This is a genomic window from Zoogloea sp., assembly GCF_028693495.1.
In the GTDB taxonomy this organism is placed as follows: Bacteria; Pseudomonadota; Gammaproteobacteria; order Burkholderiales; family Rhodocyclaceae; genus Zoogloea.
In genome coordinates, this window is sequence record NZ_JAQUVG010000080.1 from 1 (window position 1) to 16411 (window position 16411).

Genomic DNA, 16411 nt, shown 5'->3' on the forward strand with positions numbered 1-16411 from the left:
GGACGAGCATCTGGTTGACCAGGTGGGAGAGGCGGTCGATGGCGCCGATACACTGACGGGCCCGGCTATCCCGGGAGGCGGTGTCGTGGTCCCCCGGTATCAGTTCGAGCTGGGTACGGATGCCCGCCAGCGGGGTGCGCAGCTGGTGGGCCGCGTTGGCAACGAAGCGCTGCTGGGCCGCGGAGGCCTGTTCCAGGCGTTCCAGCAGCTGGTTGAATTCCCCGACCAGGGGGCGTATTTCCGCGGGCGCGGCGCTTTCGTCGAGGGGCAGGAGTGCCCCGTGACCCATGTTGTGAAGGGCCCGCCGGATGCCTTCCACTGGAATCAGGGCATGGTTGATGCCGAACCAGATGGTTGCGCCGGTGGCAGCAGCGAAGAAGACGAGGGGAAGGATCAGGGCGAAGGCCAGGTCCACCTTGAGCTGGTCGCGCTTGCGGGTTGTCTCGGCGACCACGAAGACGAAGGGGGCCTGGTCCACCTGCCTGTGGATCGTGGTAACCCGGATCGGATGGTTGCGAAAATGGGCGTCGAAGCTGACCCGGTCCTTCAACCCCTGTTCCGGATCCGGTGGCTCGTGGGGGAGGCCGGCGTCGCCGGCGATAAAGCGCTCGCCGGGGCCGAGTACCAGGTAATAGATGTCGTCCACCCGGTCGGAGCGCAGCACCTGCTCTGCTGCAGGAGGAAACACGAAATGCGGCCCGTCTTTCCCGATTTCCAGGTGGGGCACGAGGGCCAGGCTGGCATCTGCCAGTGCCTGGTCGAGGGCTTCCATGGCCGGCTGATGGACCAGATGGAAGGCCAGGGGCAGAAACGTGATCAGGGCCAGGGCTGCCGGCAGCAGCAGCCACAGCAGCAGGGCCTTACGCAGGCTTCGGGTCATGGGGCGGATTTTCCAGCATGTAGCCGAGGCCACGCACGGTGCGGATGCGGATTCCCGCGGGTTCGAGCTTGGTGCGCAGGCGGGAAATATAAACTTCGACCGCATTTTCGCTCATGTCCTGGTCCCAGGAGCAGACCGCGGCCACGATCCGCTCCTTGCTCAGCACCCGCTCCGGATGGTCGAGGAGGAACTGGAGGATTCCCCACTCCCGCCGGGGCAGATCCAGGGGATGCCCCAGCAGCCAGGCCCGGTGTGCGTCCTGGTCCAGGGTGAGGGGGCCGTAATCGCGCCGGTTGCCGCCCTGACCCCGGCTCCGGCGGAGCAGGGCTTGAACCCGGGCCAGCAACTCGACCGCAGCAAAGGGCTTGGTCAGGTAATCGTCGGCCCCCAGATTGAGACCCCGCACCCGCTCATTGAGGGCATCCCGGGCGGTGAGCATCAGCACATGGATGGGGTTGTGACGGGCCCGCAGCCGGCTGAGGAGTTCCAGCCCGTCGATGCCGGGCAGACCGATGTCGAGTACCATCAGGTCGAACGTCTCGGTGGCCAGGGCCGCTTCGGCCTGTTCTCCGGAGCCTACGTAGTCGGCGGTGAAGCCGGCACCACGCAGGAGCTGGGCCACACCGTCCGCCAGCAGAGGGTCGTCTTCAACGATGAGAATGCGCATGGCGGTGAGGGGTCGTCAGGGCTGAGGCGTGGAGGAGGCCGGATCCCGCTGTCCGCCGTAGGACAGGAGTACCGGCAGGAGCAGCAGGGTGAAGATCGTGGCGCTGATGATGCCGCCAACGATCACGACTGCAAAGGGGCGCTGGGTTTCCGAGCCGATGCCGTGGGACAGGGCTGCTGGCAGCAGTCCGAGGCCCGCCATCAGGGCGGTCATCACGATGGGGCGCAGGCGCAGCATGGCACCGTCCAGGATGGCGTCCGGGCGGGGGGCGCCCCGACGGGAAATCTCGATCACCTGCTCCACCAGGATGACACCATTCTGGACGGAAATTCCGGCCACCGCGATGAAGCCGACCGCGGCCGACACGGACAGGTGCAGTCCGGCCAGTCCCAGTCCGGCAAAGCCGCCGATCAGGGTGAAGGGCACCATGGCCAGCACCAGCAGGGCCGGGCGGACATCCTTGAAGGCCCAGAACAGCAGGGAGAAGATCAGCGCCAGGGTGATCGGCACGATCAGCTTGAGGCGGGCCATGGCCCGTTGCTGGTTCTCGAACTGTCCGCCCCAGGCGATGCTGTAGCCCGGCGGGAGGCTCACCTCCGCAGCGACCTTCTGCTGGGCCTCGGCGACGAAGCTGCCCTGGTCGCGGCCCCGCAGGTTGGCCTTCACGATCACGCTGCGGCTGCCGGCTTCCCGCTGGATCCGGGAGGCGCCCTGACGCAGCTCCACGTCGGCCAGGTCGCCGAGGGGGATGCTGGCCTTGCCGTCGGGCAGGACCACCGGCAGGCGGGCGATGTCATCCACCTGATCGCGGAACCGGGGACCGAAGCGCAGCGTGACGTCGTGGCGGCGTTCGCCATCGTAGTAGGTGTTGACGACGCTGCCTCCCAGCGCCGTCTGGATCATTGTATTCACGTCAGCCACGCGGATGCCATAGCGGGCCAGGGCGTCCCGGTGCAGGCGGATGTCCACTTCGCTCTGGCCACCCACGGGCAGGGCGGCCACGTCGGCCGAGCCATGGATGTGGTTGAGGACACTGGCGATCTGGCGTCCCTTGGCTTCCAGCACATCCAGGTTGGGCCCGAAGACCTTCACGGCGATTTCGCCCTTGGCGCCCGAGAGGGATTCCTCGACGCTGTCCTGGATCACCTGGGAGAAGTTGGTGGTGAGCCCCGGCAGGCTCGCCAGGCGCGCGGACATGCTGTCCACCAGTTCATCCTTGGTGGCATGGCGCCATTCGCTGCGGGGCTTCAGGTCCACCAGGATCTCGATGTTGTTGGGGCCCTTCGGATCGGTGCCGTCATCCGGACGCCCGACGTGGCTCATCACGGCCTTCACCTCCACATAGTCCATCAGGACTGCGCGGACCTTGTGTTCCACGTCCTTGGTGGTGGTCAGGGCCGAGGATTGAGGCAGGCTGATGGTCAGCCAGATGTTGCCTTCGTCCAGCTTGGGCAGGAACTCCGAGCCAAGCAAGGGTGCCAGGCCAAGGGCGGTGGCGAGGCACAGCAGGGAGGCTCCGATCACGCTCCGTCGATGGGCCTGCAGGCGCAGCAGCAGGGTCCGGTAGCGGAGCTGGAGCCGGTGCAGCCAGGGACTTTCCCTTTCGGCCATGTCCTGCTGGTTGAGGGCGTAGGAGAGCAGGGTGGGCACCAGGGTCAGGGTCAGGATCAGGCCACCGAGCAGCGCAAACGACAGGGTGAGGGCCACTGGGGTGAAGATCCGCCCCTCCATGCGCTGGAAGGTGAAGATGGGCAGGAAGGCGACGATGATGATGGCCTTGGAGAACAGGATCGGCGAGCCCAGTTCCACACAGGTCTGCTTGAGGGCGTGGAGGCGTCGCCCGACCGCCGAAGCGATGCCGTGATGTTCGGTCTGGGCGTCCACGGCGAGACGCACCATCAGGGCCTCCACCATCACCACGGCGCTGTCGATGATGACGCCGAAGTCCACCGCGCCCAGGGAGATCAGGTTGGCGGAGACGCCCATGCCATGCATCAGGATGAACGCGAAGAGCAGTGACAGAGGGATCACCGCCGCAACGATGATGGCGGCCCGGAGGTTGCGCAGGAAGGCCAGCAGGATGCCGGTCACCAGCACCGCGCCGACCAGCAGGTTTTCCGCCACCGTGGTCACGGTGTGACCGATCAGTTCGGTGCGCTGATAGATCGGGCGGATCCGGTAACCTTCGGGGAGACGGGCATTCACCTCGTCCACCTTGAGCTTGAGGGCCTCGACGATCTTGGTCGCATTGCCGCCCTTGGTCATCTGGACGATGCCCTCCACCACATCATCGTGCTCGTTGAAGGCCACGATGCCGCTGCGGGGGCGGGCGCCGCTCGTCACCTCGGCCACGTCGCTGATGCGTACCGGCTTGCCGTCCCGGGCGACGATCACCACGTCGCGGATGTCGTCGAGGCTGGAGAACAGCCCCAGGGTCCGGACCACCAGGGCCTCATCGCCCCGACGCAGCAGGCCGCCGCTGCTGTTGCCACTGGCGCTGTTCAGGGCCTGGCTGACGTCGGTCAGGCTGAGTGCGTACTTGCGCAGCAGGTCAGGGTCGATGCGCACCTGCATTTCCCGCACGGCGCCACCGAAACTCACCACCTCGGCGATCCCCGGGACCATGCGCAGGGCGGGGCGGATGGTCCAGTCCTGGACCGCCCGGACCTCCTCCTGGGAGGCATTGGCGGGACTCTCCAGGACGTAACGGTAAATCTCTCCGACCGCCGTGGTCAGGGGGGCGAGGACCGGCTGGGTGCCGGTGGGCAGACTGACCTGCTGCAGGCGTTCGAGGACCTGCTGGCGGGCGAAGTAGTCGGCAGTCCGGTCATTGAAGGTCAGGGTGACGACGGACAGGCCGGTGATCGAGACCGAGCGGAGCTGGGTCAGCCCCGGAACGCCGCTCATTTCCCGCTCGATGGGGAGGGTGACGGTACGCTCCACTTCCTCCGGTGCCTGGCCGATGGCCTGGGTGACCACCTGCACCTGGACGTCCTGAACGTCGGGAAAGGCTTCGATGGAAATCTGGCTGACCGCATAAAGACCATAACCGAGCAGGGTCAGGGCGGCAATCAGCACGAAGGCCCGCTGGCGCAGGGCGAGGGTGATGAGGGTGTCGAACATGGCGGACCTCAGCGGGAACTGCTGGCGAGTTCAGCGTTGAGGAGCAGGGCGCCGGTGCACACGACCTGCTCGCCCGCCTGGAGCCCGGATGCCACGTAGGCATGCTGACGGGTCTGAACGGCCAGGGTCACCTCGCGTTTCTCGAAGACCCCGGGCTCCCCCTGCACGAAGACGTAGTTCTTGACCCCTTCCACCAGCAGCGCCCCGATGGCGATGCGCGGGCGTTCTTCCCGCTGGTCGGCCAGCAGGGCGACCCTGGCGTACATCTCGGGTTTGAGCAGCCCTTCGGCGTTATCCACGGCCACCCGGGCCTGAACGCGGCGGGTCTGGGGATCCAGGGTGGGGGCGACGTGGATGATCCGCCCCCTGAAGCTGCGCTGGGGGTAGGCGGTGACCTCCACGGTGGCCGGGTTACCCACCGCTACGAGGGGCAGATCCCGTTCGGGGATGTCCACCAGCACCACCAGGCGCCGCATGTCGCTGATCACGAACAGGGGGTCCGGGATCTCGGGGCGGACTTCCATGCCCGGGTTGATCTGCCGCGTGGCCACCATCCCGCTGAGCGGTGAACGCAGCAGATAGCGTTCGCTCCCCGGGTCGAGGCGGTTGCCCTGGGTCAGGTTGGCCAGACGCAGCCGTGCCCGGTGGGCTTCGGCCTGCGCCTGTTGCCAGGCGGCCTGGGCCGCTTCCAGTTCCCGGCGGGGGACGACTTCGGCTTCGAAGAGGCTGCGGGTGCGTTCCAGGGCCGCCTTTTTCTGGGTGGCGTCGGCCTGGGCCTTGTCCCGGTCGGCCGTGGCTGCACCCAGCTCCGGTGCGTCGAGCACGGCAAGCACGTCGCCGGCCTGGACCATGTCGCCCACGTTCGCGCGGATCTGGAGGACCCGGCCAGCCACCGGAGCGATCAGCCGGGATGTGGCGTTCTCGTCATAGCTGACCCGGGCAGCCAGGGGCTCGTCCATGGGGACGGGGGCGAGCTCCGCGGTCTCCACTTTCAACTGCGCCAGCTGGGGCGCGGCCGTCGGAAACCGGAGCCGGCCGGGTTCAGCGGAAGGGCGCTGGACAACCGCCTCTGCCGGCGCCGGGAGAGCAGGGGGGGACTGGAAGTGCCACACGGCCAAGGTTGTAATCACTGCGACGCAGGCGGCGCCGACGATTATTTTGGTTTTCATTCGGCGGCTCCTGCCAGGCGGAGGGAGATGGCGCTGCGGGCCAGGTCGGCCCGGGCCTGAACGGTTTCGATGCGTGCAGCGCGCAGGGTGCGCTGGGTGTCCAGATAGTCGGTGAGGCTCATGCCGCCTTTCTGGATCGCCGCTTCTGCCCCCCGTCCTGCCCGTTCGGCGGCCGGCAGTGCCACCTCGCGGAGGCGCTGGTAGCGTTCTTGGCGGGCCGCGTGGTCGGATTGCAGGCGCGCACGCTCGGCTTGAATGGCGGCCTGGGTGGCGCTGAGCTGCTGCCCGGCCGCGGTGTAATCCGCCTCGCTGCGGGCGATGTCGCCCCGGTAATCGTTGCCGGTCAGCAGGGGGACGGAAATGCTTACCCCGAAGGTGTTGCGTCCTTCCGGCGGATAGTGTTCGTACTGAATACCCACCGACACGTCGCGGGTGCGCTGGGCGCGGGCCACCTCCCGCAGGGCGTCGGCCTGCTCGAGACGGCGGCGGGCGGCCAGGAGGTCAGGACGTTCGCCGGGCTCCGCCGCCGGCCCCGGGGCTTCCGGCCACTGACCATCCGTCTCCAACTGGTCGGCAGGGATCTGGTTCCCCAGCAGGAGGGCGAGGGCGATGCGGGCTCGGGTCTGGGCAAGTTCGGCCAGGCGTGCGTCGTTGGCAACCCGGGCGGCATCCGCCTCAAAGCGGGCCACATCGACACCGGCCAGGTCGCCTGCCTTGCCACGCAGGCTTGCCGCCTCGGCGGTGCGCGCCGCCAGGCGGGCATTCTCGCGGGCGATGCGAGCCACTTCACCGCCGGCCAGCAGGTCCAGCCAGGTGTTGGCCAGATCCAGACGGGCCAGGCGGATGGTGTTGTCCAGATCGGCCTGGGTGGCGGACAGGTTGCTGCCTGCTGCGCGCAGGCGATGGGTCCGCTTGTCTCCCCGCTCGAGCTGTTGATCCAGGCGAACCAGGTTGTCGAAGGGGCGGTCCCAGTAGCCCCCGCTTCCTTTCCGTGCCGGGTTGATGCTGCTGACGCCGACGCTGAGTACCGGGTTGGGGCTGACGCCGGCCATCTGCGTGCCGGCCCTGGCGGCCAGCAGGGCCGTCCGGGCCTGCTGGATGTCCGGATTGGCCTCCAGCAACAGCCCCTCGGCGGCCGCGAAGGAGAGGGGGGCGGTGCCCGCAGCCTGAGCCGGTGAGGCTGTTGCCAGAACAAGGGCCAGGAGCGGCAGGAGCAAGCGAACGGACATGGCAGATCGGGGGCGGGAATGTACATCCCCAATCTAGGCCCCGAGCCTTGCGCAAGCCTGTCTCTTTGCTTGCATGAAGCTTGCGGCCGCGCCCCTCAATTCAAGGCAGGCCGGATTTTTCGCTGACGGAAGGGGGGAGGGCGTTGGTCGAGGTCTGTTGAAGTTTGAGCCTCGGGCTCGTATTGCCGCGAAAACGGGATTCGTGATGCCCGCGCAGGCGTCGGCCCTCTTCTGAAAGAGCCCGGTCTGGCTGCCGCCGTTGAGCTTGTCTTCAACGGCGACGACAAAAAAAGAATTTCAGCGCTCTTGAAAAGGTGCACCCTCGACCCTATTATTAGCACTCGTCGGGGGTGAGTGCTAGCAGCCTGCCTCCGCCTGATGCCAACGCCTGTTGGCCAATGCATTTTTTCTCGGGCGCATTTGCCCGGTGTGAAACGAGTAGGAGACCTTACAGATGAAAATCCGTCCCTTGCATGATCGCGTGATCGTCAAGCGCGTTGAAGCCGAGCGCACCACTTCCAGCGGTATCGTCATCCCCGACTCCGCCGGTGAGAAGCCCGACCAGGGTGAAATCCTGGCTGTCGGCCACGGCAAGATCCTTGAGAACGGCGAAGTCCGCAAGATGGATGTGAAGGTGGGCGATCGCGTCCTGTTCGGCAAGTATGCCGGCCAGACCGTCAAGGTCGATGGTCAGGAACTGCTGGTCATGCGTGAAGAAGACATCATGGGCGTGGTCGAGGCCTGAGCCTCCGCTCCCCCTGATCCTCCCCCATCCGCTTTAAAGAATTCCGGAGAAACACAGAATGGCAGCTAAAGAAGTCAAGTTTGGCGATTCCGCCCGCGCCCGCATGGTTGAAGGCATCAACGTCCTGGCCGATGCGGTCAAGGTCACCCTGGGCCCCAAGGGTCGCAACGTCGTGCTCGAGCGCTCCTTCGGCGCTCCGACCGTGACCAAGGACGGTGTGTCCGTGGCCAAGGAAATCGAGCTGAAGGACAAGTTCGCCAACATGGGCGCCCAGATGGTCAAGGAAGTCGCTTCCAAGACCTCCGACATCGCCGGTGACGGCACCACCACCGCCACCGTGCTGGCTCAGTCCATCGTCCGCGAAGGCATGAAGTTCGTCGCCGCCGGCATGAACCCGATGGACCTGAAGCGCGGCATCGACAAGGCCGTGATCGCCACCCTGGAAGAGCTGAAGAAGCTGTCCAAGCCCTGTTCCACCAACAAGGAAATCGCCCAGGTCGGTTCCATTTCCGCCAACTCCGACTCCTCCATCGGCGACATCATCGCCAACGCGATGGAAAAGGTCGGCAAGGAAGGCGTGATCACCGTTGAAGACGGCAAGTCCCTGCAGAACGAACTCGACGTGGTCGAGGGCATGCAGTTCGACCGCGGCTACCTGTCCCCCTACTTCATCAACAATCCGGACAAGCAGGTTGCGATCCTCGAAAACCCGTTCGTCCTGCTCTTCGACAAGAAGATCTCCAACATCCGCGACCTGCTGCCGGTGCTCGAGCAGGTGGCCAAGGCCGGCCGCCCGCTGCTGATCATCGCTGAAGACGTGGACGGCGAAGCGCTGGCCACCCTGGTGGTGAACAACATCCGCGGCATCCTCAAGACCTGTGCCGTCAAGGCCCCGGGCTTTGGCGACCGTCGCAAGGCCATGCTGGAAGACATCGCCGTGCTGACCGGCGGCCAGGTGATCGCCGAAGAAGTCGGCCTGACCCTCGAGAAGGCCACCCTGGAAGATCTGGGCCAGGCCAAGCGCATCGAAGTGGGCAAGGAAAACACCACCCTCATCGACGGCGCTGGCGTTGCCGAGCGCATCGAAGCCCGCGTCAAGCAGATCCGCGTGCAGATCGAGGAAGCCACCTCCGACTACGACCGTGAAAAGCTGCAGGAACGCGTGGCCAAGCTGGCCGGCGGTGTTGCCGTGATCAAGGTTGGCGCTGCCACCGAAGTCGAAATGAAGGAAAAGAAGGCCCGCGTGGAAGACGCGCTGCACGCCACCCGTGCCGCCGTTGAAGAAGGCATCGTCCCCGGCGGCGGCGTGGCCCTGCTGCGTGCCCGTGCCAACCTGACCGGCCTCAAGGGCGACAACCACGACCAGGACGCCGGCATCAAGATCGTGCTGCGCGCCATGGAGCAGCCCCTGCGTGAAATCGTCGCCAACGCCGGCGCCGAAGCTTCCGTGGTGGTCAACAAGGTGACCGAAGGTAGCGGCAATTTCGGCTACAACGCTGCCACCGATGTGTACGGTGACATGGTCGAAATGGGCGTTCTCGACCCCACCAAGGTGACCCGCACCGCGCTGCAGAACGCTGCCTCCGTGGCCGGCCTGATGCTGACCACCGACTGCATGGTTGCCGAACTGGCTGAAGACAAGCCGGCCGGCGGCATGCCCGACATGGGCGGCATGGGTGGTATGGGCGGCATGGGCATGGGCATGTAATTCCCGCCCGGACCTTCCGGTCCCTGAAAAACCCCGCAGCTGCAACCCTGTTTACTTAAAGGGAGTCGTCTTGCGGGTGACCGGAAATCGGGTCTTTGAAGTCTTGAACGTCCTGGGTCTTGATGACCCGGGACGTTTTTTTTATGGACAGGCATTCCATGCTGCGGCGCGGCCAGCCGGAGCCGGATCAGGGGGCTCGGCGATCGGCAGAACAGCCCCCAATCCTCAGGGAGCCTGGCCATGGACCGGCAGTTACGTGGTGCTCAGAGTCGGTCCAGGCCGTCGAAGGTCGTATAGACGGACTTCAGCCAACTCTTCACGCGCTGGCGTTCGAGCATGCCCAAGGCATCCTCGCCGCTGCGCTGATTCACCGCAGCCCAGAAGCTGGCATCCTGGCGATCGATCTTGCGCATGCTGGCTTCGTGCAGTGCCGGCAGGCTGATCACGCGGGCACCCAGGGCCTGTGCCGCTGCCAACTCGGGTGAAGCCTCGAGCTGGGAAAAGTCAGTGCCACGGCCATGGTTCTTCACCACCACATAGCTCGGCCCTTCGCCATAGGTCTCGAGCAGCTTGCCCAGCAAGTCGACCGAATCCTTGCCGGCATCGGCCAGATGCCAGAAATTGACCTGCACCCCGAGTTCGCCAAGCAGGCCCAGCAGGTCGGATTCCTTGATCCAGAGCGCCAGCGGCGCTGCCGTTTGTGCTGCAAGATCGACAATCACGCTGTGCCCGATGCCCTCTTCTGGTGCATCCTCGAATGGTAAGGCGATCTGATCCAGCCCGTCGTAGCGGTCCACCACCACGGGCGCGGCATAGTCGGTGTAGAAACGGGCGAAGGTCGTGTGGGAGCGGTCGGTGTCGAAGCCCGTAAAGGGCTGGCCCTTGTCGATGTAGTACTGGGCCAGGGCCCGGGCAACAACTGATTTGCCCACGCCGCCTTTTTCGCCACCGATGAAGTTGAGGGAACGCATTGTGTGTCCTGAATGAATTGAGCGGTGCTCCGCTTGCTGACAGAGTTGCCATGCCACCAGCGCCAAGCAATGATTGGGCCACAAGCAAACCTTCAGGGCGGAAGATCGCCCATGCGATTGCCTCCCGACGCGCAGCGCTCAGACGGCACACAATCCGTACGGATCGCCACAATCGGCATAGGGGCGGCCAGATTGCCTGGCCGACCCCTCCCACACCACCCGGCATGCCGCCTCCTGATCGGCGGGTTTGATCAGGGAAATTTATCCGTCGATAGAGTGCGTAAGTTGGCAGTAAGGGAGACCCGGTAATTTGCGATCACCAGTAGAGGAGCCACGGGGCTTCTTCTGCAAAGGTTCATTCGAGAGGAGGAGAAATATGAGAGACGACCTCGGCGACCGCATCCGGGCAAACCCCAAATACCAGGAGCTGGTCTCGAAACGTAATAGCTACGGCTGGATCATGACCCTGCTCATGCTGGTCGTGTATTACGGATACATTGTGCTGATTGCCTTCAACAAGGAGTTCCTCGCCCAGAAAATGGGTACGGGAGTCATGTCGATTGGTATTCCCATTGGCGTAGGGGTGATCCTCTTCACCATCATCATTACCGGCATCTATATCCGCCGCGCGAATACCGAATTCGACGCCCTCAAGGAACAAGTCATCAAGGAGGCCAGCAAGTGATGCGCTCTTCCCATCTGATCCTCAGCCTGCTGGCCTTGCTGGCTTCCGGTGCCGCCCTGGCAGCGGGTGCCGATCTTGGCGTAGCCGAGAAGCAGGCCACCAACTGGACTGCCATCGCCATGTTCGGCATCTTCGTTGCCGGCACGATGTACATCACCAAGTGGGCCGCCTCCAAGACCAAGTCGGCGGCAGACTTTTACACCGCCGGCGGTGGCATCACCGGCTTCCAGAATGGCCTGGCGATCGCCGGTGACTACATGTCCGCCGCGTCCTTCCTGGGTATCTCCGCTGCCGTGATGGCGAACGGTTACGATGGCCTGATCTTCGCCATCGGCTTCCTCGTCGGCTGGCCCATCATCACCTTCCTGATGGCCGAGCGCCTGCGCAACCTGGGCAAATTCACCTTTGCCGACGTGGCCGGTTACCGCTTCCAGCAAACCCCGATCCGCGCCTTTGCTGCTTCCGGCACGCTGGTCGTGGTCGCCTTCTACCTCATCGCCCAGATGGTCGGTGCCGGTCAGTTGATCAAGCTGCTGTTCGGTCTCGAGTACTGGATTGCCGTGGTGGTTGTGGGTGCCCTGATGATGGTTTACGTGCTCTTCGGTGGCATGACCGCCACCACCTGGGTGCAGATCATCAAGGCTGTGCTGCTGCTGGCGGGCGCTTCCTTCATGGCCTTCATGGTGCTGGTCAAGTTTGGTTTCAGCCCCGAGGCCATGTTTGCCAAGGCTGTCGAGATCAAGACCGCGCTGGCCGCCAAGGATGCCAAACTGATCGAGGAAGCCGCCAAGGCTGGCAAGGACATCGCCGTGCTGGCTGCGGCCAAGGGTGATTCCATCATGGGTCCGGGCTCCTTCGTGAAGGATCCCATCTCCGCCATCTCCTTCGGCATGGCCCTGATGTTCGGTACCGCCGGTCTGCCCCACATCCTGATGCGCTTCTTCACCGTGCCGGATGCCAAGGAAGCACGCAAGTCCGTGGGCTGGGCCACCGTCTGGATCGGCTACTTCTACATCCTGACCTTCATCATCGGCTTCGGCGCCATCTGCTTCGTGCTGACCGACCCGGCCTTCCTGGATGCCAAGGGTGTTCTGAAGGGCGGCGGCAACATGGCGGCCATTCACCTGGCCAACGCAGTGGGCGGCAACGTCTTCCTCGGCTTCATCTCCGCGGTTGCCTTCGCCACCATCCTCGCCGTGGTGGCCGGTCTGACCCTCTCCGGTGCGTCTGCCGTGTCTCATGACCTGTACGCCACCGTGTTCAAGAAGGGCAACGCCGACTCCGCAGCCGAGCTGCGTGTCTCCCGCATCACCACCATCGTGCTGGGTATCGTGGCGGTGGTCCTGGGTATTGCCTTCGAAAAGCAGAACATCGCCTTCATGGTGTCCCTGGCCTTCGCGATCGCTGCTTCTGCCAACTTCCCGGTGCTCTTCATGAGCGTGTTGTGGAAGGACTGCACCACCAAGGGTGCGGTGATCGGTGGCTTCCTGGGCCTGACCAGCGCCGTCGTGATGACCATCCTGTCCGACTCCGTGTGGGTTGCCACCCTGGGCAATCCGAAGGGATCCGCTCCCTTCCCCTACACCTCGCCGGCCCTGTTCTCCATGACGATCGGCTTCGTGGGGATCTGGCTCTTCTCGGTGCTTGACCGCAGCCCGAATGCCCAGAAGGAGCGTGCTGACTTTGCTGCCCAGCTGATTCGCTCCGAAACGGGTATCGGTGCCGCTGGCGCCTCCGGTCACTAAGTACGACACGCCTTGCGGGGGCCCTGGCCCCTGCGGAGGCAACCCACCCAACCCCGGCTGCCGTAAGGTGGCCGGGGTTTTTCAATTGGGGTACATGCGCATTCGTGCATGCCCCGGGTGTTGTGCAAGGGCGGCAAGGCCCATGACAGGGAATGCCCTGTGCTAGACTCGTGCGGCTCTGGATTGGGATGGCCCGCAGGGCCGCAGACGGACTTTCGCCTTGGGAGAGCGTGTCGGAATTCGGGGCAGGCTGGCCAGAAGCAGACCGGAAAAGGCCTGGGCCAAAAAAAGACGGCGGGGGAATGGTCCGTCGGGCGGCTCAAATCCCCCGAGGCGCAGTCGCAGCTTGCGCCACGGCGTTGCCTCCAAGACCGAGTAAAAGGAGAACAGCGGTGCGAGCTTGCCTTGCTCCGCTTACTTCAAACTTACACTTCTGTCCGAACGACACTCCATGCGCATCCTGCTGGCTGAAGACGATCTGATCATTGCCGACGGCCTGACTCGGGCACTCAAGAAAGCCGGCTACGCCGTGGACCATGTGCCAAACGGGGCTGATGCGGACGCGGCCCTGCTGAGCCAGAGTTTCGACCTGTTGATTCTTGATCTGGGCTTGCCCAAACTGACCGGGATTGAGGTGCTGCGTCGCCTGCGGGCCCGCAAGAATGTCACCCCGGTGCTGATACTGACGGCCCAGGACGGCATCGAGGACCGTGTCTGTGGGCTGGATGCCGGTGCGGATGACTACCTGACCAAGCCCTTTGCCCTGCCTGAACTGGAGGCCCGCGTCCGCGCCCTCACCCGGCGGGGGACCGGCCAGGCCCGCTGCATCGAATACGCTCGCCTGAGTTACGATCAGGCTGATCGCGTCGCCAAGATCGATGGTCAGGTGGTCGAGCTGTCGGCCCGTGAAATCGGTCTTCTGGAAGTGCTGCTCCTGCGCGCAGGGCGACTGGTGAGCAAGGAGCAACTGGTGGACCATCTGTGCGGATGGGGGGAGGAGGTCTCCAACAACGCTATTGAGGTGTATGTCCATCGTTTGCGCAAGAAGCTGGAGCAGAGCGGCGTCCAGATCGTGACCGTCCGGGGTCTGGGATACTGTCTGGAAAAGCCGGATGTGGTCGCCTAGGCGACGCAAGGCGGAGGAAGATGCCTCCACCGATGGCAAGGCCTTCAATTCCCTGTTTGGCGAGATCCTCGACTGGATGCTCGCGCCCCTGCTGTTCCTGTGGCCGATCTCGATCATCGTCACCCACAACGTGGCTAACAGCATCGCCAATCAGCCCTACGATCAGGCGTTGGGGGTGAACGTCCGGGCCATTGCCCGCCTCGTCAAGCTGGAGAACGGCCAGGCCAGGGTCAATTTTCCCGAGCCGGCCAGGCTGATGCTGAGGGCCGACGAAGATGACACTGTTTATTACCAGGTGCGTGGCTTCAAGGGGGAGCTGCTTGCCGGGGACAAGGATATCCCGCCTGTTGACGCGCCTCCGGATGTGGTGCCCGAACTGGTGATGTACCGGGACGAGTCCATCGCTGGGGAAGAAGTCCGGGTCGCCTACCAGTTCATCCAGCCCATCCACAGCGCTCCCCAGAAGCGGGTCCTGCTGCAGGTGGCTGAAACCCGCAACAAGCGCAGTACTCTGGCATCAAGGGTGGTGACGGGTGTGCTGCTGCCCCAGTTCGCCATCATTCCGATTGCTGTGATCCTCGTCTGGCTGGGGCTGTCCCGCGGGATTGCGCCGCTCAATCACCTGCAGCGCCTGATCCGTCGCCGTCGCCCATCCGATCTCTCGCCCATCGCTGTATCCGGGGTGCCCGAAGAAGTGCGCCCCCTGATCATTGCCTTCAATGAAATGATGGCGCGTCTGGAAGAAAACCTGCAGGCCCAGCAGCGTTTCATTGCCGATGCGGCCCATCAGATGCGTACCCCGCTCACCGGCCTGCGGATGCAGACCGACCTGGCCCTGATGGAGAGCGACCCGGTCCAGGTTCATCGTTCCCTTCAACAGATTTCCGAGAGCGCCCAGCGGGCCAGCCACCTGATCAATCAACTCCTGGCCCTGGCCCGCGCCGAAGCCAGCTATGAAAAGATCTACGCTGTCGAACGGGTGGACCTGGAGTCCCTGCTGCGGGCCATGCTCAGCGATTTTGTCCCCCGGGCCCGCCAGAAGAACATCGACTTTGGCCTGGAGACCACCGGTGAGTCCCTGCTCATCGACGGCAACCCGGTCCTCCTGGGGGAACTGCTCAAGAACCTCATCGACAATGCCATCAAGTACACGCCGGAGGGTGGGTGCGTCACCGTGCGCACCATCGCCACCGAGATGGCCATCGTCGAGGTGGAGGACACGGGTATCGGCGTGCCCGAGGCGGACCGGGAAAGGGTCTTCGAGCGCTTCTATCGGGTCCTGGGCAGTTCCGAGAGCGGCTCGGGTCTGGGGCTGCCCATCGTCCGGGAAATTGCCGAGCTGCATCGGGCAAAGGTCAGCCTGATCCCCAATCCGGCGGGGCAGGGCACCATTGCCCAGGTCGTCTTTCCCCGCAGCCCCGAGGAGCCTGCCCTTTCTCTGCCCCCTTCCAGGGCTTTGTCCGAACAGTTCCCCCCCGCCTGAAGCCGTCCTTAAAAAAACCAGATAAAAATTTGACCTGCCAGAAAACTGTCTCTATAATGCGGTCTTCGTTGGCCAGTTAGCTCAGTTGGTAGAGCAGCGGATTGAAAATCCGCGTGTCCGTGGTTCGATTCCGCGACTGGCCACCACAAATAAATTCAAGCACTTACGCCAATCCTCAGGGGTTGGCGTTTTGCTTTTTAGCTTCTGTGTAGCCACGGTGTAGCCAGATTCCGACAATCCAGCTTCCCATCGGCAGCACGATCCAGCGATCCCCGCATTGCAGGCACACCCCGCCACCGTCCATACGCTCAGTTTTGAGCGCATCTGTCAGGAAAACCTGCGGCCTGTCCGTTTTGGCCCGCCGGATGCCCAAGCCAGGGTGAAGGAATCTTCAACTCTTGCCCCGCTTCCAAATCTGACCAAGCCCGCCAGCGCATCCACCAACGGTGGAAACGTCGTGCATGGTGCCGGTGCCCTCCTGCGCATGGAGTCCAGTGGTTGGACGCCATCGGTTCTGAGCCGTCCCCCGGGTTTTGGGCATCGCCAGGGTATCGAAGGAAAGACGGGGCTCCGGCTATTGGCTACGGAACGGATGATCGTCCCCAACGAAGGGTGTCCAGCCTTTGGATACCTGTCCGGGAACACGTCACGCGGACCATATTTCTTGAGCCACTGTATTGCGCTTCGAGGGCTTGGATTTTTGGTCATCTTGCGCCCCATCAGGCACCCATCGGAAAAGGTGCCGCGCCAGCGGTGTCAAGCGACACCAGAAATTGACCCCCTGGCGACATCAGGAACTGACCCCCTACGCGGGTTGATGACTGGTTGATGGGGCGTTGACGTGGGGCTGGTGGAGCACAGCCCCGGCACGACGCTTGTC

12 protein-coding genes and 1 tRNA gene are annotated in these 16411 nt (G+C 64.2%); 7 read left to right on the forward strand and 6 right to left on the reverse strand.

Annotated features, from left to right (window positions below; translation table 11 throughout):
- The 5 genes from PHD22_RS12745 to PHD22_RS12765 all read right to left on the reverse strand — a co-directional run.
- A partial coding sequence (locus PHD22_RS12745; RefSeq protein WP_299867370.1) for a sensor histidine kinase occupies positions 1-880 on the reverse strand: 880 nt, incomplete at its 3' end.
- Complete coding sequence (locus tag PHD22_RS12750; protein WP_299867372.1) at positions 861-1547, reverse strand: response regulator transcription factor; 687 nt, start codon at positions 1545-1547, stop codon at positions 861-863. The genes PHD22_RS12745 and PHD22_RS12750, both read right to left, overlap by 20 nt.
- Positions 1548-1562: 15 nt before the next feature.
- A complete protein-coding gene (locus PHD22_RS12755) occupies positions 1563-4670 on the reverse strand; it encodes a CusA/CzcA family heavy metal efflux RND transporter (RefSeq protein WP_299867375.1) in 3108 nt (1035 codons plus the stop codon).
- An 8-nt stretch (positions 4671-4678) separates the two neighbouring features.
- The gene (locus tag PHD22_RS12760) at positions 4679-5839 is read right to left on the reverse strand and encodes an efflux RND transporter periplasmic adaptor subunit (RefSeq protein ID WP_299867378.1); all 1161 of its coding nucleotides are present in this window, start codon (positions 5837-5839) and stop codon (positions 4679-4681) included.
- Positions 5836-7068, reverse strand: coding sequence for a TolC family protein (locus PHD22_RS12765; protein ID WP_299867381.1), 1233 nt, complete (start codon positions 7066-7068; stop codon positions 5836-5838). Before PHD22_RS12765 ends, PHD22_RS12760 begins: the two co-directional genes overlap by 4 nt.
- Positions 7069-7522: 454 nt before the next feature.
- Between PHD22_RS12765 and groES the strand changes: the two genes are divergently transcribed.
- Both groES and groL read left to right on the forward strand, forming a co-directional pair.
- On the forward strand, positions 7523-7813 hold the full coding sequence (groES, locus tag PHD22_RS12770) for a co-chaperone GroES (RefSeq protein WP_299867388.1): 291 nt from the start codon (positions 7523-7525) through the stop codon (positions 7811-7813).
- Between the two features lie 58 nt (positions 7814-7871).
- Complete coding sequence (gene groL / locus PHD22_RS12775) at positions 7872-9521, forward strand: chaperonin GroEL (protein ID WP_299867391.1); 1650 nt, start codon at positions 7872-7874, stop codon at positions 9519-9521.
- A 263-nt stretch (positions 9522-9784) separates the two neighbouring features.
- On the opposite strand, the gene PHD22_RS12780 is transcribed toward groL, so the two are convergent.
- Positions 9785-10492 carry a mobilization protein gene (locus tag PHD22_RS12780; protein WP_299867394.1) on the reverse strand — a complete coding sequence of 236 codons (708 nt, stop codon included), beginning with the start codon at positions 10490-10492 and terminating at the stop codon, positions 9785-9787.
- 376 nt (positions 10493-10868) lie between these two features.
- On the opposite strand from PHD22_RS12780, the gene PHD22_RS12785 reads away from it, so the two are divergent.
- The 5 genes from PHD22_RS12785 to PHD22_RS12805 all read left to right on the forward strand — a co-directional run bounded on the left by PHD22_RS12785 (position 10869) and on the right by PHD22_RS12805 (position 15677).
- Positions 10869-11177: a DUF485 domain-containing protein gene (locus tag PHD22_RS12785; RefSeq protein ID WP_299867397.1), complete on the forward strand. Its 309-nt coding sequence runs from the start codon at positions 10869-10871 to the stop codon at positions 11175-11177.
- Entirely contained in the window at positions 11177-12922 is a 1746-nt protein-coding gene (locus PHD22_RS12790; protein ID WP_299867405.1) for a cation acetate symporter, read from the forward strand. The genes PHD22_RS12785 and PHD22_RS12790 overlap by 1 nt, the downstream gene beginning before the upstream one ends.
- A 451-nt stretch (positions 12923-13373) precedes the next feature.
- On the forward strand, positions 13374-14048 hold the full coding sequence (locus tag PHD22_RS12795) for a response regulator transcription factor (protein WP_299867399.1): 675 nt from the start codon (positions 13374-13376) through the stop codon (positions 14046-14048).
- A complete protein-coding gene (locus tag PHD22_RS12800) occupies positions 14035-15531 on the forward strand; it encodes a sensor histidine kinase (protein ID WP_299867402.1) in 1497 nt (498 codons plus the stop codon). The genes PHD22_RS12795 and PHD22_RS12800 overlap by 14 nt, the downstream gene beginning before the upstream one ends.
- 70 nt (positions 15532-15601) lie before the next feature.
- Positions 15602-15677 (forward strand) — tRNA-Phe (locus PHD22_RS12805).
- Positions 15678-16411: the final 734 nt, after the last annotated feature.